18 protein-coding genes and 3 tRNA genes are annotated in these 15,641 nt (G+C 44.5%); 9 read left to right on the top strand and 12 right to left on the bottom strand.

Translation table 11 applies throughout. From position 1 onward, the window contains the following. Window positions 1-17: 17 nt before the first annotated feature. The 6 genes from mltG (at window position 18) to C2745_RS04985 (ending at window position 5,009) form a co-directional block, all read left to right on the top strand. On the top strand, window positions 18-1,091 hold the full coding sequence (gene mltG, locus C2745_RS05010; RefSeq protein WP_215385526.1) for an endolytic transglycosylase MltG: 1,074 nt from the start codon (window positions 18-20) through the stop codon (window positions 1,089-1,091). Between the two features lie 8 nt (window positions 1,092-1,099). Further along, complete coding sequence (gene tmk, locus C2745_RS05005) at window positions 1,100-1,738, top strand: dTMP kinase (RefSeq protein WP_371742999.1); 639 nt, start codon at window positions 1,100-1,102, stop codon at window positions 1,736-1,738. A 9-nt stretch (window positions 1,739-1,747) separates the two neighbouring features. After that, window positions 1,748-2,884 (top strand): DNA polymerase III subunit delta', encoded by a 1,137-nt coding sequence (locus C2745_RS05000; protein ID WP_215385524.1) that lies wholly within the window; start codon window positions 1,748-1,750, stop codon window positions 2,882-2,884. 31 nt (window positions 2,885-2,915) lie between these two features. Next, entirely contained in the window at window positions 2,916-3,701 is a 786-nt protein-coding gene (locus C2745_RS04995; protein ID WP_215385522.1) for a TatD family hydrolase, read from the top strand. Window positions 3,702-3,703: 2 nt separating this feature from the next. After that, the gene (locus tag C2745_RS04990) at window positions 3,704-4,411 is read left to right on the top strand and encodes an ankyrin repeat domain-containing protein (RefSeq protein WP_215385520.1); all 708 of its coding nucleotides are present in this window, start codon (window positions 3,704-3,706) and stop codon (window positions 4,409-4,411) included. A 73-nt stretch (window positions 4,412-4,484) separates the two neighbouring features. Beyond that, window positions 4,485-5,009: an ion channel gene (locus C2745_RS04985; RefSeq protein WP_215385519.1), complete on the top strand. Its 525-nt coding sequence runs from the start codon at window positions 4,485-4,487 to the stop codon at window positions 5,007-5,009. Between the two features lie 8 nt (window positions 5,010-5,017). Here C2745_RS04985 and C2745_RS04980 read toward each other — a convergent pair whose 3' ends face one another. The 5 genes from C2745_RS04980 to hyi form a co-directional block, all read right to left on the bottom strand. Next, window positions 5,018-5,980, bottom strand: coding sequence for a DUF3108 domain-containing protein (locus C2745_RS04980; protein ID WP_215385516.1), 963 nt, complete (start codon window positions 5,978-5,980; stop codon window positions 5,018-5,020). A 38-nt stretch (window positions 5,981-6,018) separates the two neighbouring features. Further along, window positions 6,019-6,588, bottom strand: coding sequence for an HNH endonuclease (locus C2745_RS04975; protein WP_371742998.1), 570 nt, complete (start codon window positions 6,586-6,588; stop codon window positions 6,019-6,021). An 80-nt stretch (window positions 6,589-6,668) separates the two neighbouring features. Further along, window positions 6,669-7,256, bottom strand: a complete 588-nt coding sequence (locus tag C2745_RS04970) for a YqiA/YcfP family alpha/beta fold hydrolase (protein ID WP_215385513.1) — start codon at window positions 7,254-7,256, stop codon at window positions 6,669-6,671. Window positions 7,257-7,262: 6 nt separating this feature from the next. Next, entirely contained in the window at window positions 7,263-8,162 is a 900-nt protein-coding gene (gene glxR, locus C2745_RS04965; protein WP_215385512.1) for a 2-hydroxy-3-oxopropionate reductase, read from the bottom strand. A 34-nt stretch (window positions 8,163-8,196) separates the two neighbouring features. Further along, complete coding sequence (gene hyi, locus C2745_RS04960) at window positions 8,197-8,973, bottom strand: hydroxypyruvate isomerase (protein ID WP_215385510.1); 777 nt, start codon at window positions 8,971-8,973, stop codon at window positions 8,197-8,199. Window positions 8,974-9,122: 149 nt separating this feature from the next. Here hyi and C2745_RS04955 point away from each other — a divergent pair, with 149 nt between their 5' ends. Further along, a complete protein-coding gene (locus C2745_RS04955; protein ID WP_215385508.1) occupies window positions 9,123-9,731 on the top strand; it encodes a hypothetical protein in 609 nt (202 codons plus the stop codon). Between the two features lie 28 nt (window positions 9,732-9,759). Here C2745_RS04955 and C2745_RS04950 read toward each other — a convergent pair whose 3' ends face one another. Further along, window positions 9,760-10,227: a DUF4118 domain-containing protein gene (locus C2745_RS04950; RefSeq protein ID WP_215385506.1), complete on the bottom strand. Its 468-nt coding sequence runs from the start codon at window positions 10,225-10,227 to the stop codon at window positions 9,760-9,762. A gap of 162 nt (window positions 10,228-10,389) precedes the next feature. Here C2745_RS04950 and C2745_RS04945 point away from each other — a divergent pair, with 162 nt between their 5' ends. Continuing rightward, window positions 10,390-11,148 carry a carboxylesterase gene (locus C2745_RS04945; protein ID WP_251368411.1) on the top strand — a complete coding sequence of 253 codons (759 nt, stop codon included), beginning with the start codon at window positions 10,390-10,392 and terminating at the stop codon, window positions 11,146-11,148. Between the two features lie 42 nt (window positions 11,149-11,190). Here C2745_RS04945 and C2745_RS04940 read toward each other — a convergent pair. The 4 genes from C2745_RS04940 to gltX form a co-directional block, all read right to left on the bottom strand. Further along, window positions 11,191-11,267 (bottom strand) — tRNA-Asp (locus C2745_RS04940). A 53-nt stretch (window positions 11,268-11,320) separates the two neighbouring features. After that, a tRNA-Glu gene (locus C2745_RS04935) sits at window positions 11,321-11,396 on the bottom strand. Between the two features lie 34 nt (window positions 11,397-11,430). Then, window positions 11,431-11,506 (bottom strand) — tRNA-Ala (locus C2745_RS04930). A 78-nt stretch (window positions 11,507-11,584) separates the two neighbouring features. Then, window positions 11,585-12,982: a glutamate--tRNA ligase gene (gltX, locus tag C2745_RS04925; protein ID WP_215385503.1), complete on the bottom strand. Its 1,398-nt coding sequence runs from the start codon at window positions 12,980-12,982 to the stop codon at window positions 11,585-11,587. A 64-nt stretch (window positions 12,983-13,046) separates the two neighbouring features. Here gltX and C2745_RS04920 point away from each other — a divergent pair, with 64 nt between their 5' ends. Beyond that, window positions 13,047-14,012 (top strand): Hsp33 family molecular chaperone HslO, encoded by a 966-nt coding sequence (locus tag C2745_RS04920; RefSeq protein WP_215385501.1) that lies wholly within the window; start codon window positions 13,047-13,049, stop codon window positions 14,010-14,012. 11 nt (window positions 14,013-14,023) lie between these two features. On the opposite strand, the gene ftsB is transcribed toward C2745_RS04920, so the two are convergent. After that, entirely contained in the window at window positions 14,024-14,329 is a 306-nt protein-coding gene (gene ftsB, locus C2745_RS04915) for a cell division protein FtsB (protein WP_215385499.1), read from the bottom strand. Between the two features lie 23 nt (window positions 14,330-14,352). Then, complete coding sequence (eno, locus tag C2745_RS04910) at window positions 14,353-15,639, bottom strand: phosphopyruvate hydratase (RefSeq protein ID WP_215385497.1); 1,287 nt, start codon at window positions 15,637-15,639, stop codon at window positions 14,353-14,355. Window positions 15,640-15,641 lie beyond the last annotated feature (2 nt).

Genomic DNA, 15,641 nt, shown 5'->3' with positions numbered 1-15,641 from the left:
CCTTTTATCATAGCCTGATGAGCAGAAAAATTCAGAGGAGATCGTTTTTTAGAAAAAAGCGGCTCAACGTCAAAGGGTTAAAAACATTACTCTCGATTGCCGCCATTCTGGCGTGCATCTTCTACGGCGCCATTTTCTTATTACCGGTTGTACCCAAAGATTCTAATATCGTCGGTTCACCTCAGTACAAGATTCAAATTAAGCCGCAGTCAGGCTTGCGGAGTATTGCGGATCAACTTCAAGCGCAAGGTATTTCGGTAGGCATCTATAGCTTTCAGATATCCGCTAAGGCTCTATTTATAGGCTCCAAGCTAAAACCAGGAACCTATCTTTTACCAACTGGAGCAAGCTTAGGGAAAGTCCTTTTGCAGATCGCGCGCGGGGATAGGGTCCGAGAGAGCATTGCCATTATTCCGGGAATGACAATATGGCAATTACGCGCTCTTGTAGATGCACATCCAGCCTTAATTCACCAAACTAAAGGAATGACTACCAAGGATTTGCTGCAGAGCCTGAACTTAAGCTATGCAAATGCTGAGGGCATATTTTTACCCGATACCTACATTTTTGATCCAGACGAACCAGATCTCAATATCTATCGCAGGGCCTCACAAGCAATGCAAAAGCAATTAATAAAAATTTGGGATCAAAAGGCCGAAGGCCTACCGCTACAAACGCCATATCAACTATTAATCCTGGCCTCTATTGTCGAAAAAGAAACTGGGCGTTCCAGCGATAGGGGCTTGATTTCAGCAGTTTTTGTGAATCGACTTAATAAAAATATGCCTTTACAGACTGATCCAACCGTCATTTATGGAATTGGACCTAAATTTGATGGGAATTTACGCAAAGCGGATCTTCGCAAGGACAGTCCCTACAATACCTATATGCACAAAGGTTTACCACCAACCCCGATCTCAATGCCGAGCATGGAGTCTATTCAGGCTTCGGCTCATCCAGAAAAAAGCAATGTCTTATATTTTGTAGCTAAAGGGGATGGAACAAGTCACTTCTCTCATAATTTAAGTCAACATGAAGAGGCCGTAGATCGCTATCAACGTAAATCAAGTCAAAATAAAGCCAATCAATAGAAATTTTTATGACAACAATTTTTCCAGGTTATTTCATCAGCTTTGAGGGCATAGACGGCGCCGGAAAAAGTACCCACGTAGAAGCATTTTGCAAGCTGATGCAAGAGCGCTTTCCGGATAGAGAAGTTGTTTTGACAAGGGAGCCCGGTGGTACACCTTTAGGCGAAAAACTTCGTAGCCTGCTACTTGATGAACCAATGAATCTTGAGACTGAAGCGTTATTAATGTTTGCTGCTAGACGCGAACATATCGCTCAAGTCATTGAGCCGGCCCTTGCCGCCGGAAAGATTGTGATTTCAGATCGCTTTACAGATGCGAGCTTTGCTTATCAAGGCGGTGGACGTGGCCTTAGCATCCATAAGCTCAATGAATTAGAGCGCTGGGTACAAGGAAGTGCCGATGGCAAGCTACTTCAGCCAAATTTAACCATCCTATTTGATCTTCCTGGCGAGGTTGCCGAGGGGCGTAGATCGAAGGTAAGGGCGCCCGATAAGTTTGAAAAAATGGATTTGAATTTTTTTGAAAAGGTACGTCAAGAATATCTTCGTCGCGCAAAAGAGGATCCCAAGCGTTTCTATTTAGTTGATGCAACCAAAACTCCGGAATTCATTTGGGGTGATTTGCAGTCAATAGAGATTAAGATTTAAGTCGTTCGTATGCTTACCATTGAACACGAAAATTCTCATATTGCCCCATGGCTGCAATCGCTATGGAATAGTCTGGACTTCGAAAATCTTCCTAATGCGATCTTGCTGCATGGTCAATCTGGTATCGGGAAATTTCCTTTTGCAGTTGAACTAGCCAAGGCGCTTTTATGTGAGAGTAGTCAAGGTACTCAAAAACCGTGCAACCAATGCGAGGCATGTCATTGGTTTAATACCGGCAATCATCCCGACTTTATTTCTCTAGTACCTGAGACTCACCGCAAGCTATTACCCCACGCCGAATATGAGGGCGATGATGCTCCCAAAAAAGGGCGAGCTGCACGTGATGAAGGTGATGGAGAGGCCAGCGAAAAGAAAGAGAAGAAGAATATCTCTATCGAGGAAACTCGTGGCGCGATTGAATGCCTCTCTATAGGCTCTCATCGCGGCGGAAACCGAATTATTTTGATCTACCCGCTAGAGATGTTGCGTTCTGATTCGGCAAACACATTACTCAAATCACTTGAGGAGCCACCGCCAAACACCATCTTTCTGTTGCTAGCAGATCGTGTTGATCGGGTATTGCCCACCATTCGCTCCCGCTGTCGTTTGCTAACAGCTCCTCGCCCAGATCGTCAGCTTGGCTTAGATTGGCTGCGGGATAAAGTTCAAGGCATCTCCGGCTTAAAGATGGCCGATGCTGATATCGAAACAATTTATGATGAGCAGGGCGGGGCACCATTTTCAGTGCTGGAATCTTTGGTTGCGCGCCACAACAAAGATGAGAAGGATGAATTAACCATTTCTATTCAAGCCTCGCGTTATTTACTTCAATCGATGTCGCAAGGTGCCCGCATTAACTGGCTTGATGCAGCTGAAAAAATTCACAAGGCTCGCTACTCCTTTTTATTGGCAACGATGCAACGCTGGGTTTCGGACCTTCAGTCAGTGGCGCAAGGAGGCGATCCCCGCTACTACCCAAAGCACATTCCAACCCTACAAAATCTATCCAAGACTGCGAATTTGCCAAAGTTACTCGCTTTTTGGAAATCCTTAACGCAGGCTCGCCGTCATGAGAACCATCCACTGGCTAACCGAATTCAACTAGAGGCGCTGCTTTCTCAATACCAACAGCTGTTTGGCGGTTAAGCTATCGCTAGGAAGACTAAAATAGCGAGTCATGTTCATAGACTCCCATTGCCACCTCGATTTTCCGGAATTTCAAGCACGCTTGCCTGAGGTCCTCGCCAACATGCAGGCCGCAAAAGTTAGTCATGCGCTGTGTGTTTCGGTAGATTTACCCGACTTTCCAAATGTCTTGAAGCTGGCGCAAGACCATTCTCATCTATATGCCTCAGTGGGCGTCCATCCTGATTATGAGGATACGCCTGAGCCAAGCTTTGATTTCTTGGTAGAAACCGCTTTAAAGCATCCCAAAATAGTAGCCATTGGTGAAACTGGTCTGGACTATTACCGTATGGGAGATCGCAGCTATGAGTCAATGGAATGGCAGCGTGAGCGCTTTAGAACTCATATTAGGGCATCTATTGCCTCTAAAAAGCCCCTCATTATTCATACTCGCTCAGCTTCAGAGGATACGATCAAGATCCTGAAAGAAGAGGGCGCAGACCGCATTGGCGGTGTGATGCATTGCTTTACAGAGAGTTTTGAGGTTGCCAGGGCAGCTATGGAAATGGGTTTTTTTATCTCTTTTTCTGGGATTGTGACCTTTAAGAGCGCTAAAGATCTGCAGGAGACCTGCATACAGGTACCCTTAGATCGCATGCTGATTGAGACAGATTCACCGTATTTGGCACCCATTCCATACCGCGGAAAGACAAACGAACCCGCTTGGGTATCCAAGGTAGGTGAATTTATTGCCAATCTGAAGGGGGTGTCTGTTGATGATCTAGCCAAGCAAACATCGGATAATTTTTATCAATGTTTTCAAATAATTAGGGATTAATATTGAGAATTCTATTTAAGTTAACGGCTTCATTTTTAATCCTTTTAACACTCTTTATTTCGCCTTCATTTGGGCAAACTGAAGACCAAATTTCCGCATTCACAAAGGCAGCAAAATTTGATGATGCCTCTGAGGTTAAATCCCTGTTAAAGAATGGTGTCAGCCCCAATACAACAGACCCAAAAGGCAATCCAATGCTTATTTTGGCGATAAAGGATAAGTCAAATGCGGTTATTGAGCTGCTTCTTGCCGATAAACGGACCGATGTAGATTTATCTAATAAATATGGTGAAACACCCCTCATGATCGCCTCAATTAATGGTGATTTGCCGCTGGTAAAGACCTTTGTGCTTCAAAAGAAAGCAATGGTCGACCATGTCGGCTGGACTCCATTGCATTACGCCTGCACGAATGGCCATATTGAGATTGCTCAATTTTTAATCGCCAATGGCGCCACCGTAGACTCACGAAGCTTAAATGGAACAACGCCTTTAATGATGGCTGTGCAGTCGGGTAATGAGCAATTAGTAAAGTTACTCCTTGATAAAGGAGCAGACATCCAAATACGCAATAACTTAGGCCTCACAGCGATTGACATTGCTGACATCTATGAAAAGCCTTGGATAGGAGATGGACTCAGAGCCAGATGGCTTAAGCTTTATAAACAGCCTTATGTCAGCAATATGAAGGCCGCCCCAACCAAACCTTGATAATGTCTATCTGCGTATAATCATTATTATGTCAAATAAGATATTTCTGTAGTACAACCCTGATGGCAAAACCATGTTTCTAGACTTCCTTCGTAATTCAGACCTTCCTAGCTTCCACACTCTTTTCTCAGAGATCAATACAGACATGGGAAACAGTCAAATATGGCTAGTATTGGTTTTGGCTTGCTTGATGCTGACTTTGCACGGTGTAGCAGTCTTGATGATTGCCGGTACCTTTCACTGGATCGATCAGAAGCTCGAAAATAAACGCGTATATGGGGCGAACTTTGTTTCCTACTTCATAGCAATCTTGTTGATCATTGCCGTACATTTTGTCGAGATCATTGCCTGGGCCTATATATGTGTTGCACTCAAGGTATTCCCAACCAACCCTCAGACCTTTTACTTTGCCGGTGAAATGTATACAACCGTTGGTTATGGCGATTACACGCTATCTGAGCACTGGAGGGTTTTACCCATCATCATCTCGTTCTCGGGAATATTTGCTGTCTCGATGTCCGGGGCGGCCTTATATTCAATGATGGGTGCTTTATTAGGCAGAACAAATCAAAATCCACGATCTGGAACGGGTTTTTAAAGGCTGTATTAATTTACCTTTGCAGGGCTTGGAAGCGGATTCCTCTGCTTAAAGACCAACTCTAAAACCCTTCCATTGGATTCCAGAGAGCGAATGCGGCCAGGAAGCCAATCCAAGTCCTTTGAGAACCAAATATCTACCTGCCTCTTGTAGGGGTCATTTTCGCGTTGCATAAGGGCGTAATGACGATTTACCGCCTTACCCAGCGAAGGCACATCATCAGACAGACTTTCGCCATAACTTTTAAATTGCCACATTTCAAGCGTGTTGTAGTCAACTACCGGTATGGAGCGAATGCTGCCAGACTCATCAATCTTATTGTCCCCATTGAGCAAAGAGGCAAATTGAAATAGCAGACTAAAACGATCCTGGGTACCTGGGAGAATTTTGGGCGTGAACTCTGGCTTCTCCGAGAAAAACATCTGCCCTTCCCCTTTTTCATTCCTATCGAATCTAGAATAGCGAGGGCTTTTAGTTCCGCGTTGAGTCCAATAAATCAAAGGAGCAATTCCATATGAATCTATTGTTCCCCGAGATTCAAATACAAACGGGCCAACAAATGCATAGGGAATATAGATGTAGAGGCGATAGTTGCCGCCTTCATTGATCCAGTCAATTTCTCCAGTTTGGTATTTCTGCCCATCTACGTAAGAATCGTAATAAATAACCCCTGATTCAGGGAGCTTAAATGCTGCGCCCTGTTGATCAAAGGAGCCGCCCTGCCCGCCAGGTATTTGGCTCTTGTCATCAGCTATTTGTGAGCTTTTGCTTGTTTGCTTAGGAGTCTGTTTTAAAGACTTACTCATTTGAATTTTTTTGGGGGGTTCGACCTTAAGTTCTGTGCGAATGATGAGATCCTCTGGAATCTGAGGGGCAGAATTGAACGATAAGAATGGAATTCCAAAAAAAAGAATAAGGTGCCCAAACAAGGAAAGCGCCAATGCAGTTAATACGATCCGCAATGATTTCATACACGCAAAATCTTTAAAGCTGGGCAACCAATGCAGAATCAGAGTACGCCCTCTAATAGACGACTATTTTTTGGTAAGTTCGCCGCAAGAAAGTCCATCTGATCAGCCAAGATATTGCGTCCTTTGAGAATCATATCCTCATAAAGACTTGGCAAGTAAGGGGCATAAAGAAGACTCATGCCGGCTTGCTCAGGTGTGCGATTCCCCTTCTTTTGATTGCAAGGTCTACATGAGATAACTAAATTCATCCAACTATATTTTCCGCCGCGACTATTAGGGATGATGTGTTCAGCTTCTGCTTGACTCTCATGTATGGCATCTCCGCAATATGCGCAAAGACCACGATCTCGCTTAAATAATTTGTGTCGCGTAATTACAGGAACAACATCGAATAGATTGATCTTCGCCGTTCCTTTAACCGCAATAATAGAATGTAGCTCGATAATTGATTGGAGGCCGCTAGATCTAGAGATTCCGCCGCGCATTTTAAAGATGGGCTCACCAAGAGTCCAAAGAACGCTCTTATCAGCGTAGTTTTTAGTAGCCTCTTCAGCATTAACCCAACCTTGGGGAATCCCACCTGCGTCTAATTTCAAGATGCTCAGCACAAATCCTCCTTTCGAGATCTCACCATGTGGCGTAGATCATTGGAATCATCTTACAGAAGAAATTTGCTGCAATCAAATGGCTAGGTAGAGATAAAGCTCATAACTACTGGAAGGTGGTCTGCATAATCGGCAATGCCGTGATCACTTCCTTCTAGAACCAATTGCTTGGCCCCCTTATAAAACTCAACCATTTCCCTCCAGTCAAGCAACTCATCACCTTTAGCGGCAATCAAAAAATAACGTTTTGGATCAGTTATTTTTTCAACCTGAAGCGCCTGTAATTGCTCAATATATTCAGGACGAAAATCAAATGGTTCATCGCTGTCATAAGACGTCATCATTCCGACGTGTGGCGCCAGCTCTCTTGGAGCTCTTACTGCCGGGTTAAGAACCACTGCTTTGCAACTATATTTTTCTGCCAGGTAATTGGCATAAAAACCACCTAAGGAAGAACCAATGACAACTAAACGATCAAATGAGGAGGATTCAATTCGATTGATAACCAAATCCATGCTCTCCTTTGGAGAGGCGAGTAATTGCGGGCAAAACCACTCAAAAGAATTGCCATCGACAGATGCTGCGCCAACCGCCTCGCCAGTCATTACTGCCTTACTAGATCTGGGTGATGATCGAAAACCGTGCAAGTACACGACTAAAGTTATTGTCATGACTATTTAGGCCTTCTGCCCTATTTCAAAATTGGCTAATTTTTCTAAAGCCTTGACCATTGCAGAGTGATCCCATGCTTTACCTCCATGCGCTGAGCAAGAGTTGAATAACTCTTGAGCGGTAGCGGTATTGGGTAGCGAAACCCCGAGAGCGCGGGCACTATTTAATGCCAAGTTCAAATCCTTTTGATGCAGCTCAATTCGGAATCCTGGATCAAATGTACGCTTGACCATTCTTTCACCATGCACCTCCAGAATTTTTGAGCCCGCAAAACCACCCATCAATGCCTGGCGCACTTTTGCCGGATCTGCTCCAGCCTTAGACGCAAACAGCAGTGCCTCTGCAACAGCCTCAATGTTTAATGCAACAATAATTTGATTGGCAACCTTTGCAGTTTGACCATCGCCATTTCCGCCGACTAAATTAATGTTTTTTCCCATTAATTCAAATATGGGCTTTACCTTTTCAAATATGGCTTCATCACCCCCAACCATAATCGAAAGCGTTGCATTCTTAGCACCAACCTCTCCGCCCGATACGGGCGCATCAAGATAATCGCAGCCTAGCGCATTGATTTTCTTGGCAAACTCTTTGGTGGCAATCGGGGAAATCGAGCTCATATCAACAACGATCTTTCCCTTGGTGAGTCCAGCGGCAATTCCTTTTTCGCCAAATAAAACTTTCTCAACATCAGGCGTATCGGGCACCATAGTGAAAATAATGTCAGCCTTACTAGCCACTTCTTGAGGTGAAGCGCAAACCTGTGCATTTGATGAAGCTAGGGTCTCAGGCACTTTACTGCGGGTATTGATGAACACATCATGCCCTGCAGCTATCAAATGACCTGCCATGGGTGCGCCCATAATGCCCAGCCCCACAAAACCTAGTTTTAATTTATCGCTCATATAGTCTCCAAGAATATTTATAGATTTAATTTGCTTAGTTCAGCTCTTTAATCCAGCCAAGCCCATCAACGGTATTGGTGGCTGGTTTATATTCGCAGCCAATCCAACCCTTGTAGCCAATGCGGTCAAGAAATTGAAAGAGATGCACATAGTTAATTTCACCAGTTCCAGGCTCATTGCGCCCAGGGTTATCTGCTAGCTGAATATGTGCAATGCGCGATAAATTACTTTCTATCGTTTTGCAAAGCTCGCCTTCCATGCGTTGGGCATGATAAATGTCGTATTGCACAAAAGCATTGTCAGCACCGACTTCATCAAGAATATCCATTGCCTGTTTAGTGCGAGATAAAAAGAAGCCAGGAATGTCAAAGGTATTTATAGGTTCAATAAGCAATCTTAAATTTGCCTTTTTTAACTCTGCAGCGGCATAACGCAAGTTACTCACAAAGGTGTCATGGAGAATCTGGGTATCAACACCCGCGGGAGTCTTGCCGGCAAGGCAATTTAACTGAGAAACGTCAAGCGCCTTTGCGTATGCAATCGCCTTGCTAACTCCAGCTCTAAACTCGTCGACCCTATCTGGCATGCAAGCAATACCACGTTCACCGGCATCCCAGTCTCCTGCTGGCAAATTATGCAAAACAATTTTCAAATGATTTTCATCTAGCTTTTGTTTAATTTCATCTACCGAATGGGCATAGGGAAATAAAAACTCGACCGCTTTAAAGTCGGCTTGAGCCGCTTTTTTGAAGCGCTCTAAAAATGGCACCTCATTAAAAAGCATGGTGAGATTGGCAGCAAATTGAGGCATTTAAAACCCTTTAAAGGTTAAATCAAGAGTTAAAGATGTTAACAAAGAACTGGATTTATGGCTGGCCCTGACTTCGTTCGCCCCGTTATCAAAAGCCCTGGAAAGTAAGCTAATATTGAATTTGTCAGCTTTTATACATAAGGAAAATAATGATCATCAAATCTACCTCAGTCAGCATGCTTTTGGCGGCTTTATTGGCAAGCTCCTCAATTGCGATTGCTCAGCCTAATGCAGCCCAATCTGGCGCCAATAAGCCAGTGGTAATTGATGCGGCAGTTACGGATAACCGCTATCAGCTGTATGAAGGTGAAGTTGTCAAAGTTGATAAAAAATCGCGCACTATTACCTTTAAGAACAAAGAAGGCACCTCTAAATTTATTGCGGGCCCTGAAATTACCAATTTTGATCAAATCAAAAAAGGGGATCGCGTTAATGTCACCTATGAGCTAGCTGTTGCAATTGAACTCATCAAAACAAAAAGTGATGGCATTCGTAGCAAGGTTGAGACCAACACAGTTTCAACCTCTAAGGCAAATGAAAAGCCGTCTGAAAAGATTACCAATACAACAACCATCATTGCAGATATCGTTGAAGTGAATCGCGAGAAAAAACTGGTGTCTGTAAAAGGCCCTAGTGGGAAAATTACCACCGTTACCGTCAAGAACCCGGCTTTATTGGCGGATGTGAATGTCGGCGAACAAGTTAAGGTGATTTACTACGACGCTATGGCCGCATCAATCACCACGCCCAAGAAGTAGTTGAGTACTGCCTAAGGGAAGTATTTAATTAGTTAGGCCTGTGTGTTGGGGGGGGATTTAGTAATTCGCGGATCTTCGCATCACCCTCCACCATTAACTTAAATCGAGATTCACTAACTAAAATGGCCATTTTCGCGTTGTACTGCTCTCTTCTTAGCCATTCAACCAAAAAACATACCACTAGCGTATAGGTTGCATATACAAATAAAACTGAAATATCCCTAGAATCGACAACCGTAAACTCTCCAAATGGTGCCATGAAAAAATATGACATTAATGGGACGCTGAGTAAAACCGTCAATATTGCCGGGCCAGCGCCAAAGAAGAAAGCAATCACAATGGTGTTAATTTGGAAAAAGAATAATGGCAAGGCTTCTTCAATTTGTGGCTGAAGAGCATAGCGGACGCAGAATGCAAAAAAGACGCCTATGACCGCATTGCGGTACCCGGCACCTTTATTACTGCACCATCTATAGGCGTTCAGATTATGTTTCATGTGTCCCCTGGTAGGTGTATGCTTTAATAAAATCGCAGCTAAATAATACTATTTGAGACAGTGTAAGAGATGCCATATAGAGACACAACTATAGACTCTAGAAACGAAAGTATCACAATATTACTTCCTGGCCTTAATGGGGGCGGCCTGGAGCTAGGCCAATTGCCTAATTTTCTAAAATCCAATGGTTTTAATACTTTCATCCCAGAAATTAAGGGCTATCTATATGGTAGCGCTGCGGATAGCTATGAGAACTGGATTGGTCAGGTTCATAACGCGATTGATGAGCTCAAAGGTCAATATCGAACAATCAACCTAGCTGGAATCAGCATGGGCGCTACTTTGGCTTTAGCTGTAACAACCCAAAGGACCGATATTTCTTCGATCGCCCTCCTATCCCCGGTGCTACGCTATGACGGCTGGTCCGTCCCCTGGTATCGCTTCCTACTGGATATTGCCTATAACCTAGGCGTTAGGAGCTGGGAATACTCAGAACGGGAGCCTTTTGGTATTAAAAATCCTGACTTACGACGACGAGTAAGGGATAAATTTAAGGCACATGAATTGTCCGAAGTTGGTGCCCCTCTTATCACCGCAAGACATCTGCATGAGGCCAAGGGATTAATGTCTTACGTATCCAAAAATCTTGACTCGATTACCTCAAGATTATTAATAATGCAGTCGGTAGAAGATGACACCTGTAGCATTTGGTCTGCAGAAGAAATTCTATCCAGGACAAAGTCTGACCTACGCAGAACCATATGGCTTGGCAATAGCTATCACATCATCACTATTGATAATGAGCGAGAGATTGTGCTGAATGAAGTGTTGAGGTTCTTTACTAGAGCCGCTGGCGGAAATATTGGCCTAGACAACTACTACACAGATATGTCCCCCAAAGCCATTAGAACAAGGGCTTGATAAACAAAAAAACCTCCCTAGTGGGAGGTTTTTTTATTGTCTTGGCGGAACGGACGGGACTCGAACCCGCGACCCTCGGCGTGACAGGCCGATATTCTAACCAACTGAACTACCGCTCCAAAATACATCGAGTAACGCAACATCATACATCTTTACAGCTACCAGAAAGATCTGGCGTCCCCAGGGGGATTCGAACCCCCGTACTCACCGTGAAAGGGTGATGTCCTAGGCCTCTAGACGATGGGGACCTGGACTACTACAAAACTCTATTTTTTGAGTTCTTGGTGGAGATAAGCGGGATCGAACCGCTGACCTCTTGCATGCCATGCAAGCGCTCTCCCAGCTGAGCTATACCCCCGAAATCTCGCAATAAAACTACAAGAGACTCAAAACAATCCAAGATTTTAGCCTATTTTTGTGCAAGTGCGCAAATTGCTTATTGAACGACCTTGGAAAGCCTATTTACAGCCTCATCCTTACCCAAAACAACCAATACAGAATCGATCGCCGGAGTCTGAGTTGTGGCAAATAATGCGTATCTAACAGGCATGGCTAAGGCTGGCATTTTAAGCTGATGCGCTGCCAATACCTGCTTAAATGCAGCCCCATAAGCCTCTTTATTTGGCTCAGCATTCTGAATGGCCAATACCAGATCTTTAAACGCCGGAATGATGGTCTCAGGGATATTTTCTGAGATTTGTTGTGCAGTTAATTCTGGGGCTGGTAGATAAAACAATTTTGCGCCTTCCGCAATTTCAATCAGAGTATTTGCACGTCCTTTTAGCAAATCAACCACCTGAACAAAATCCGGACCCGCCTCTGTATTGATGCCAAGCTCATGCGCAAATGGCTTAGTCGCTTCAGCCAGCTTTACTGGATCTGCATTTTGAATATATTGGTGATTTAACCAAAGCAATTTTTCAGGGTTATGTTGTGCTGGAGAGCGTCCCAAACTTTCTAAATCAAACCAATTTACAAATTGCTCTTTAGTAAAGATTTCAGCATCGCCATGAGACCAACCCAAACGTGCCAAGTAATTCAAAATTGCCTCTGGTAGATATCCTGCCTTTTGGTAATCCCGCACGCTCATAGCCCCATTACGCTTACTCATCTTCTCGCCAGCATCATTGAGAACTGTTGGCAAATGAGCATAAACAGGCGGTTCACAGCCTAGAGCCCTCATGATATTGATCTGTCTTGGGGTGTTATTGACGTGGTCATCGCCACGAATAACGTGGGTGATTTTCATATCCATATCATCCACCACTACACAGAAGTTATAAGTTGGGGTGCCATCAGGACGAGCGATTACTAGATCGTCAAGCTCATCATTGCTAATCTCAATCTTTCCTTTAACAGCATCATCCCAAATAACGGAACCGCCGATTGGATTTTTAAATCGGATTACTGGAAGTACGCCCTCGGGTACTGCGGGGAGGATTTTTCCTGGTTCAGGCCTCCACAAGCCGTTATAGCGAGGCTTTTCTTTATTAGCCATTTGTTCATCGCGTAGCTTGTTTAACTCTTCTTCGCTCATGTAGCACGGGTAAGCCAAGCCGGCATCCAGCATTTGCTTTAACACTGCGCGATATCTATCTATACGCTGCATTTGATAGATTGGACCTTCATCCAAATCAAGACCCAACCAAGACATTCCTTCGATAATGACATCAACAGCCTCTTGGGTTGATCTCTCTAGGTCAGTATCTTCAATGCGCAAAATAAAGTCGCCTTTATTGTGCCTAGCAAAAGCCCAGGGATAAAGTGCGCTGCGAAGATTTCCCAGATGAATGAAGCCCGTGGGACTTGGGGCGAAACGTGTACGAATATGCATAAAACGTATTATCTCAGGTCGCACAAATTGACATGAAATTTGAAAAAAGTGGATACTTTGCTCTATGAATGAATTACTTGTATTTATGTGTGACGGAGCCCCCGTCCGAGGTGAAATAGTCTCGATCAGCAGCGCCTGGCAGGCCGTTTTAGAGCGTCGAAACGAACCCCCAGCAGTTCGCCGCATACTAGGTGACTTTGTGGGTGCAGCCACCCTTTTGAGCGCTAGCTTAAAGTTTGATGGGACCCTCATCATTCAGGCCCAAAGTAAGGGGCCGATTCAATTAATGGTCATCGAATGCACCTCAAACTTATCTATGAGGGCCACAGTCAAGCTTTCTGTTGATGCCTCTGAAATCTCGCCAGATGCAACTCTTGGCGAGCTGCTGGACGCCAGCAATACGGGAAGGCTTGTCATTACCCTGGATCCAACCAATCGAGAGCCAGGCCAACCACCCTATCAAGGCATAGTCGCTCTTCAAGAGCATCGTGGCACCGCTATTAAGCCCGTTTCAAGTGCTGCAGAGGCAATTGCACTGTATATGCAAAATTCGGAGCAATTAGACACCCGCATCTGGCTAGCCTCTAGCGATACTCATGTTGGCGGCCTATTGCTACAAAGACTTCCTGATTCTGGTGGTCACGTTCATTTAGATCCTCAGACTGCTTCTGAGGGTTGGTCTCGCATTCAGACTTTAGGTGAAACCATTACCGATGAAGAATTACTCACTCTTGCACCCGAGACTATTCTCAGGCGCTTATTTTTGGAAGAATCTTCTGAAAATGGTGTTCGCAGTTTTCCACCGAGGCCTATTCATTTTTCCTGTCGTTGCTCGCGGAATAAAGTAGCCGATGTACTTCGTATGCTTGGTGAAGAAGAGGTTCAAAGCATTCTGAGCGAACAAGGCGCAGTAGAAACCGTTTGTGATTTCTGCGCAAAGCCCTACCGCTTCGATGCTGTAGATTGCTTGCAGGTATTTAAGACAGACTTACTGAGCGATGCCACGCGACCACCATCAAGTGGTCACTAATAAATCAATACTTATTGTTTAGTAGCCGAGGCTTCAGTAGATTTATCAGCAGGCAAGATTTGGACAAAATATTCGCCCTCTTTGATGAGGCCGTGCTCTACCCTTGCACGCTCTTCGATAGCCCGGGTTCCATCCTTTAAGTCTTTAACATCACCTGACAATTTGGCGTTACGTAACGCCAAGAGGCTGTTTTTAGCTTCTTGTAGCTCCACTTGTTTTTCCATCTCGTAAACCTTAAGCCATCCACCCTTTCCCAACCAAAGCGGGAACTGGATTGCTATAAGCAATACCAGCATAGAGTAGATGACGATACGCATGCTTTAAAAGTGTTCTACTGAATTTAACGCTTAAGGTTATAGAAAACGGATTTACCTGGGTAGCTAGCTACATCACCCAAATCTTCCTCAATGCGCAATAACTGGTTGTATTTAGCAATACGATCAGAGCGCGACAAAGAACCTGTTTTAATTTGACCGGCATTGGTTCCAACAGCGATGTCAGCAATAGTGCTGTCCTCTGTCTCGCCTGAGCGATGGGAGATCACTGCTGTGTAATTGGCACGCTTAGCCATTTCGATTGCCGCAAATGTTTCTGTCAACGTGCCAATTTGGTTGATTTTGATCAGGATTGAATTCGCAATTCCTTTATCGATACCTTCTTTCAAGATGCGTGTATTGGTAACAAATAGATCATCGCCGACCAACTGGATTTTCTTACCTAATTTCTTGGTGATATCTGCCCATCCGTCCCAGTCACTCTCGTGCATTCCATCTTCAATGGAAACAATCGGGAATTGATCCGCCAAATTACCCAGATAGTCTGAGAATTCGCTTGAACTCAATTGCAGACCCTCGCCAGACAAATGATATTTGCCATCTTTATAGAATTCGCTAGCAGCGCAATCCAAAGCCAGGACAACATCTTCACCGGCCTGATAACCTGCGCCTTCAATTGCCTTCATAATGGTCTGCAGGCACTCTTGGTTACTCTTGAAGTTTGGAGCAAAGCCGCCTTCATCGCCCACTGTTGTTGGCATCCCTTGGGCGCCAATAATTTTCTTGAGTTCATGAAAGATTTCGGCGCCACAGCGCAAAGCATCGCGGAAATTTTGCGCGCCTACAGGCATCACCATGAATTCTTGTATATCTAAGCTATTGTTTGCGTGAGCGCCACCATTGACAATATTCATCATTGGCACAGGTAATTGCATGCCGCCAGATCCACCGAAATAACGATATAAAGGTAAACCAGCTTCTTCTGCCGCCGCTCTGGCAACCGCCATTGAAACTGCAAGCGTAGCGTTAGCGCCAAGACGAGCTTTGTTATGAGTCCCATCCAATTCAATTAAGGTGTGATCTAAAAACGCTTGCTCACTTGCATCCAAACCAAGAATGGTTTCTGCAATTTCAACATTAATATTTTGAACGGCCTTTAATACGCCCTTACCTAAGTAACGAGCTTTATCGCCATCGCGCAACTCGATTGCTTCACGCGAACCAGTCGATGCACCTGAAGGCACAGCAGCACGCCCCATTACGCCAGATTCAAGTAGTACATCGCACTCCACTGTTGGGTTGCCGCGTGAATCTAAAACTTCTCTACCGATGATGTCAACAATGGCGCTCATGC

It is taken from the genome of Polynucleobacter sp. AP-Kolm-20A-A1 (genome assembly GCF_018688315.1).
GTDB lineage: Bacteria > Pseudomonadota > Gammaproteobacteria > Burkholderiales > Burkholderiaceae > Polynucleobacter.
The sequence above is the reverse complement of the archived record's forward strand: the minus strand, read 5'-3'. Positions and strand labels throughout refer to the sequence as shown.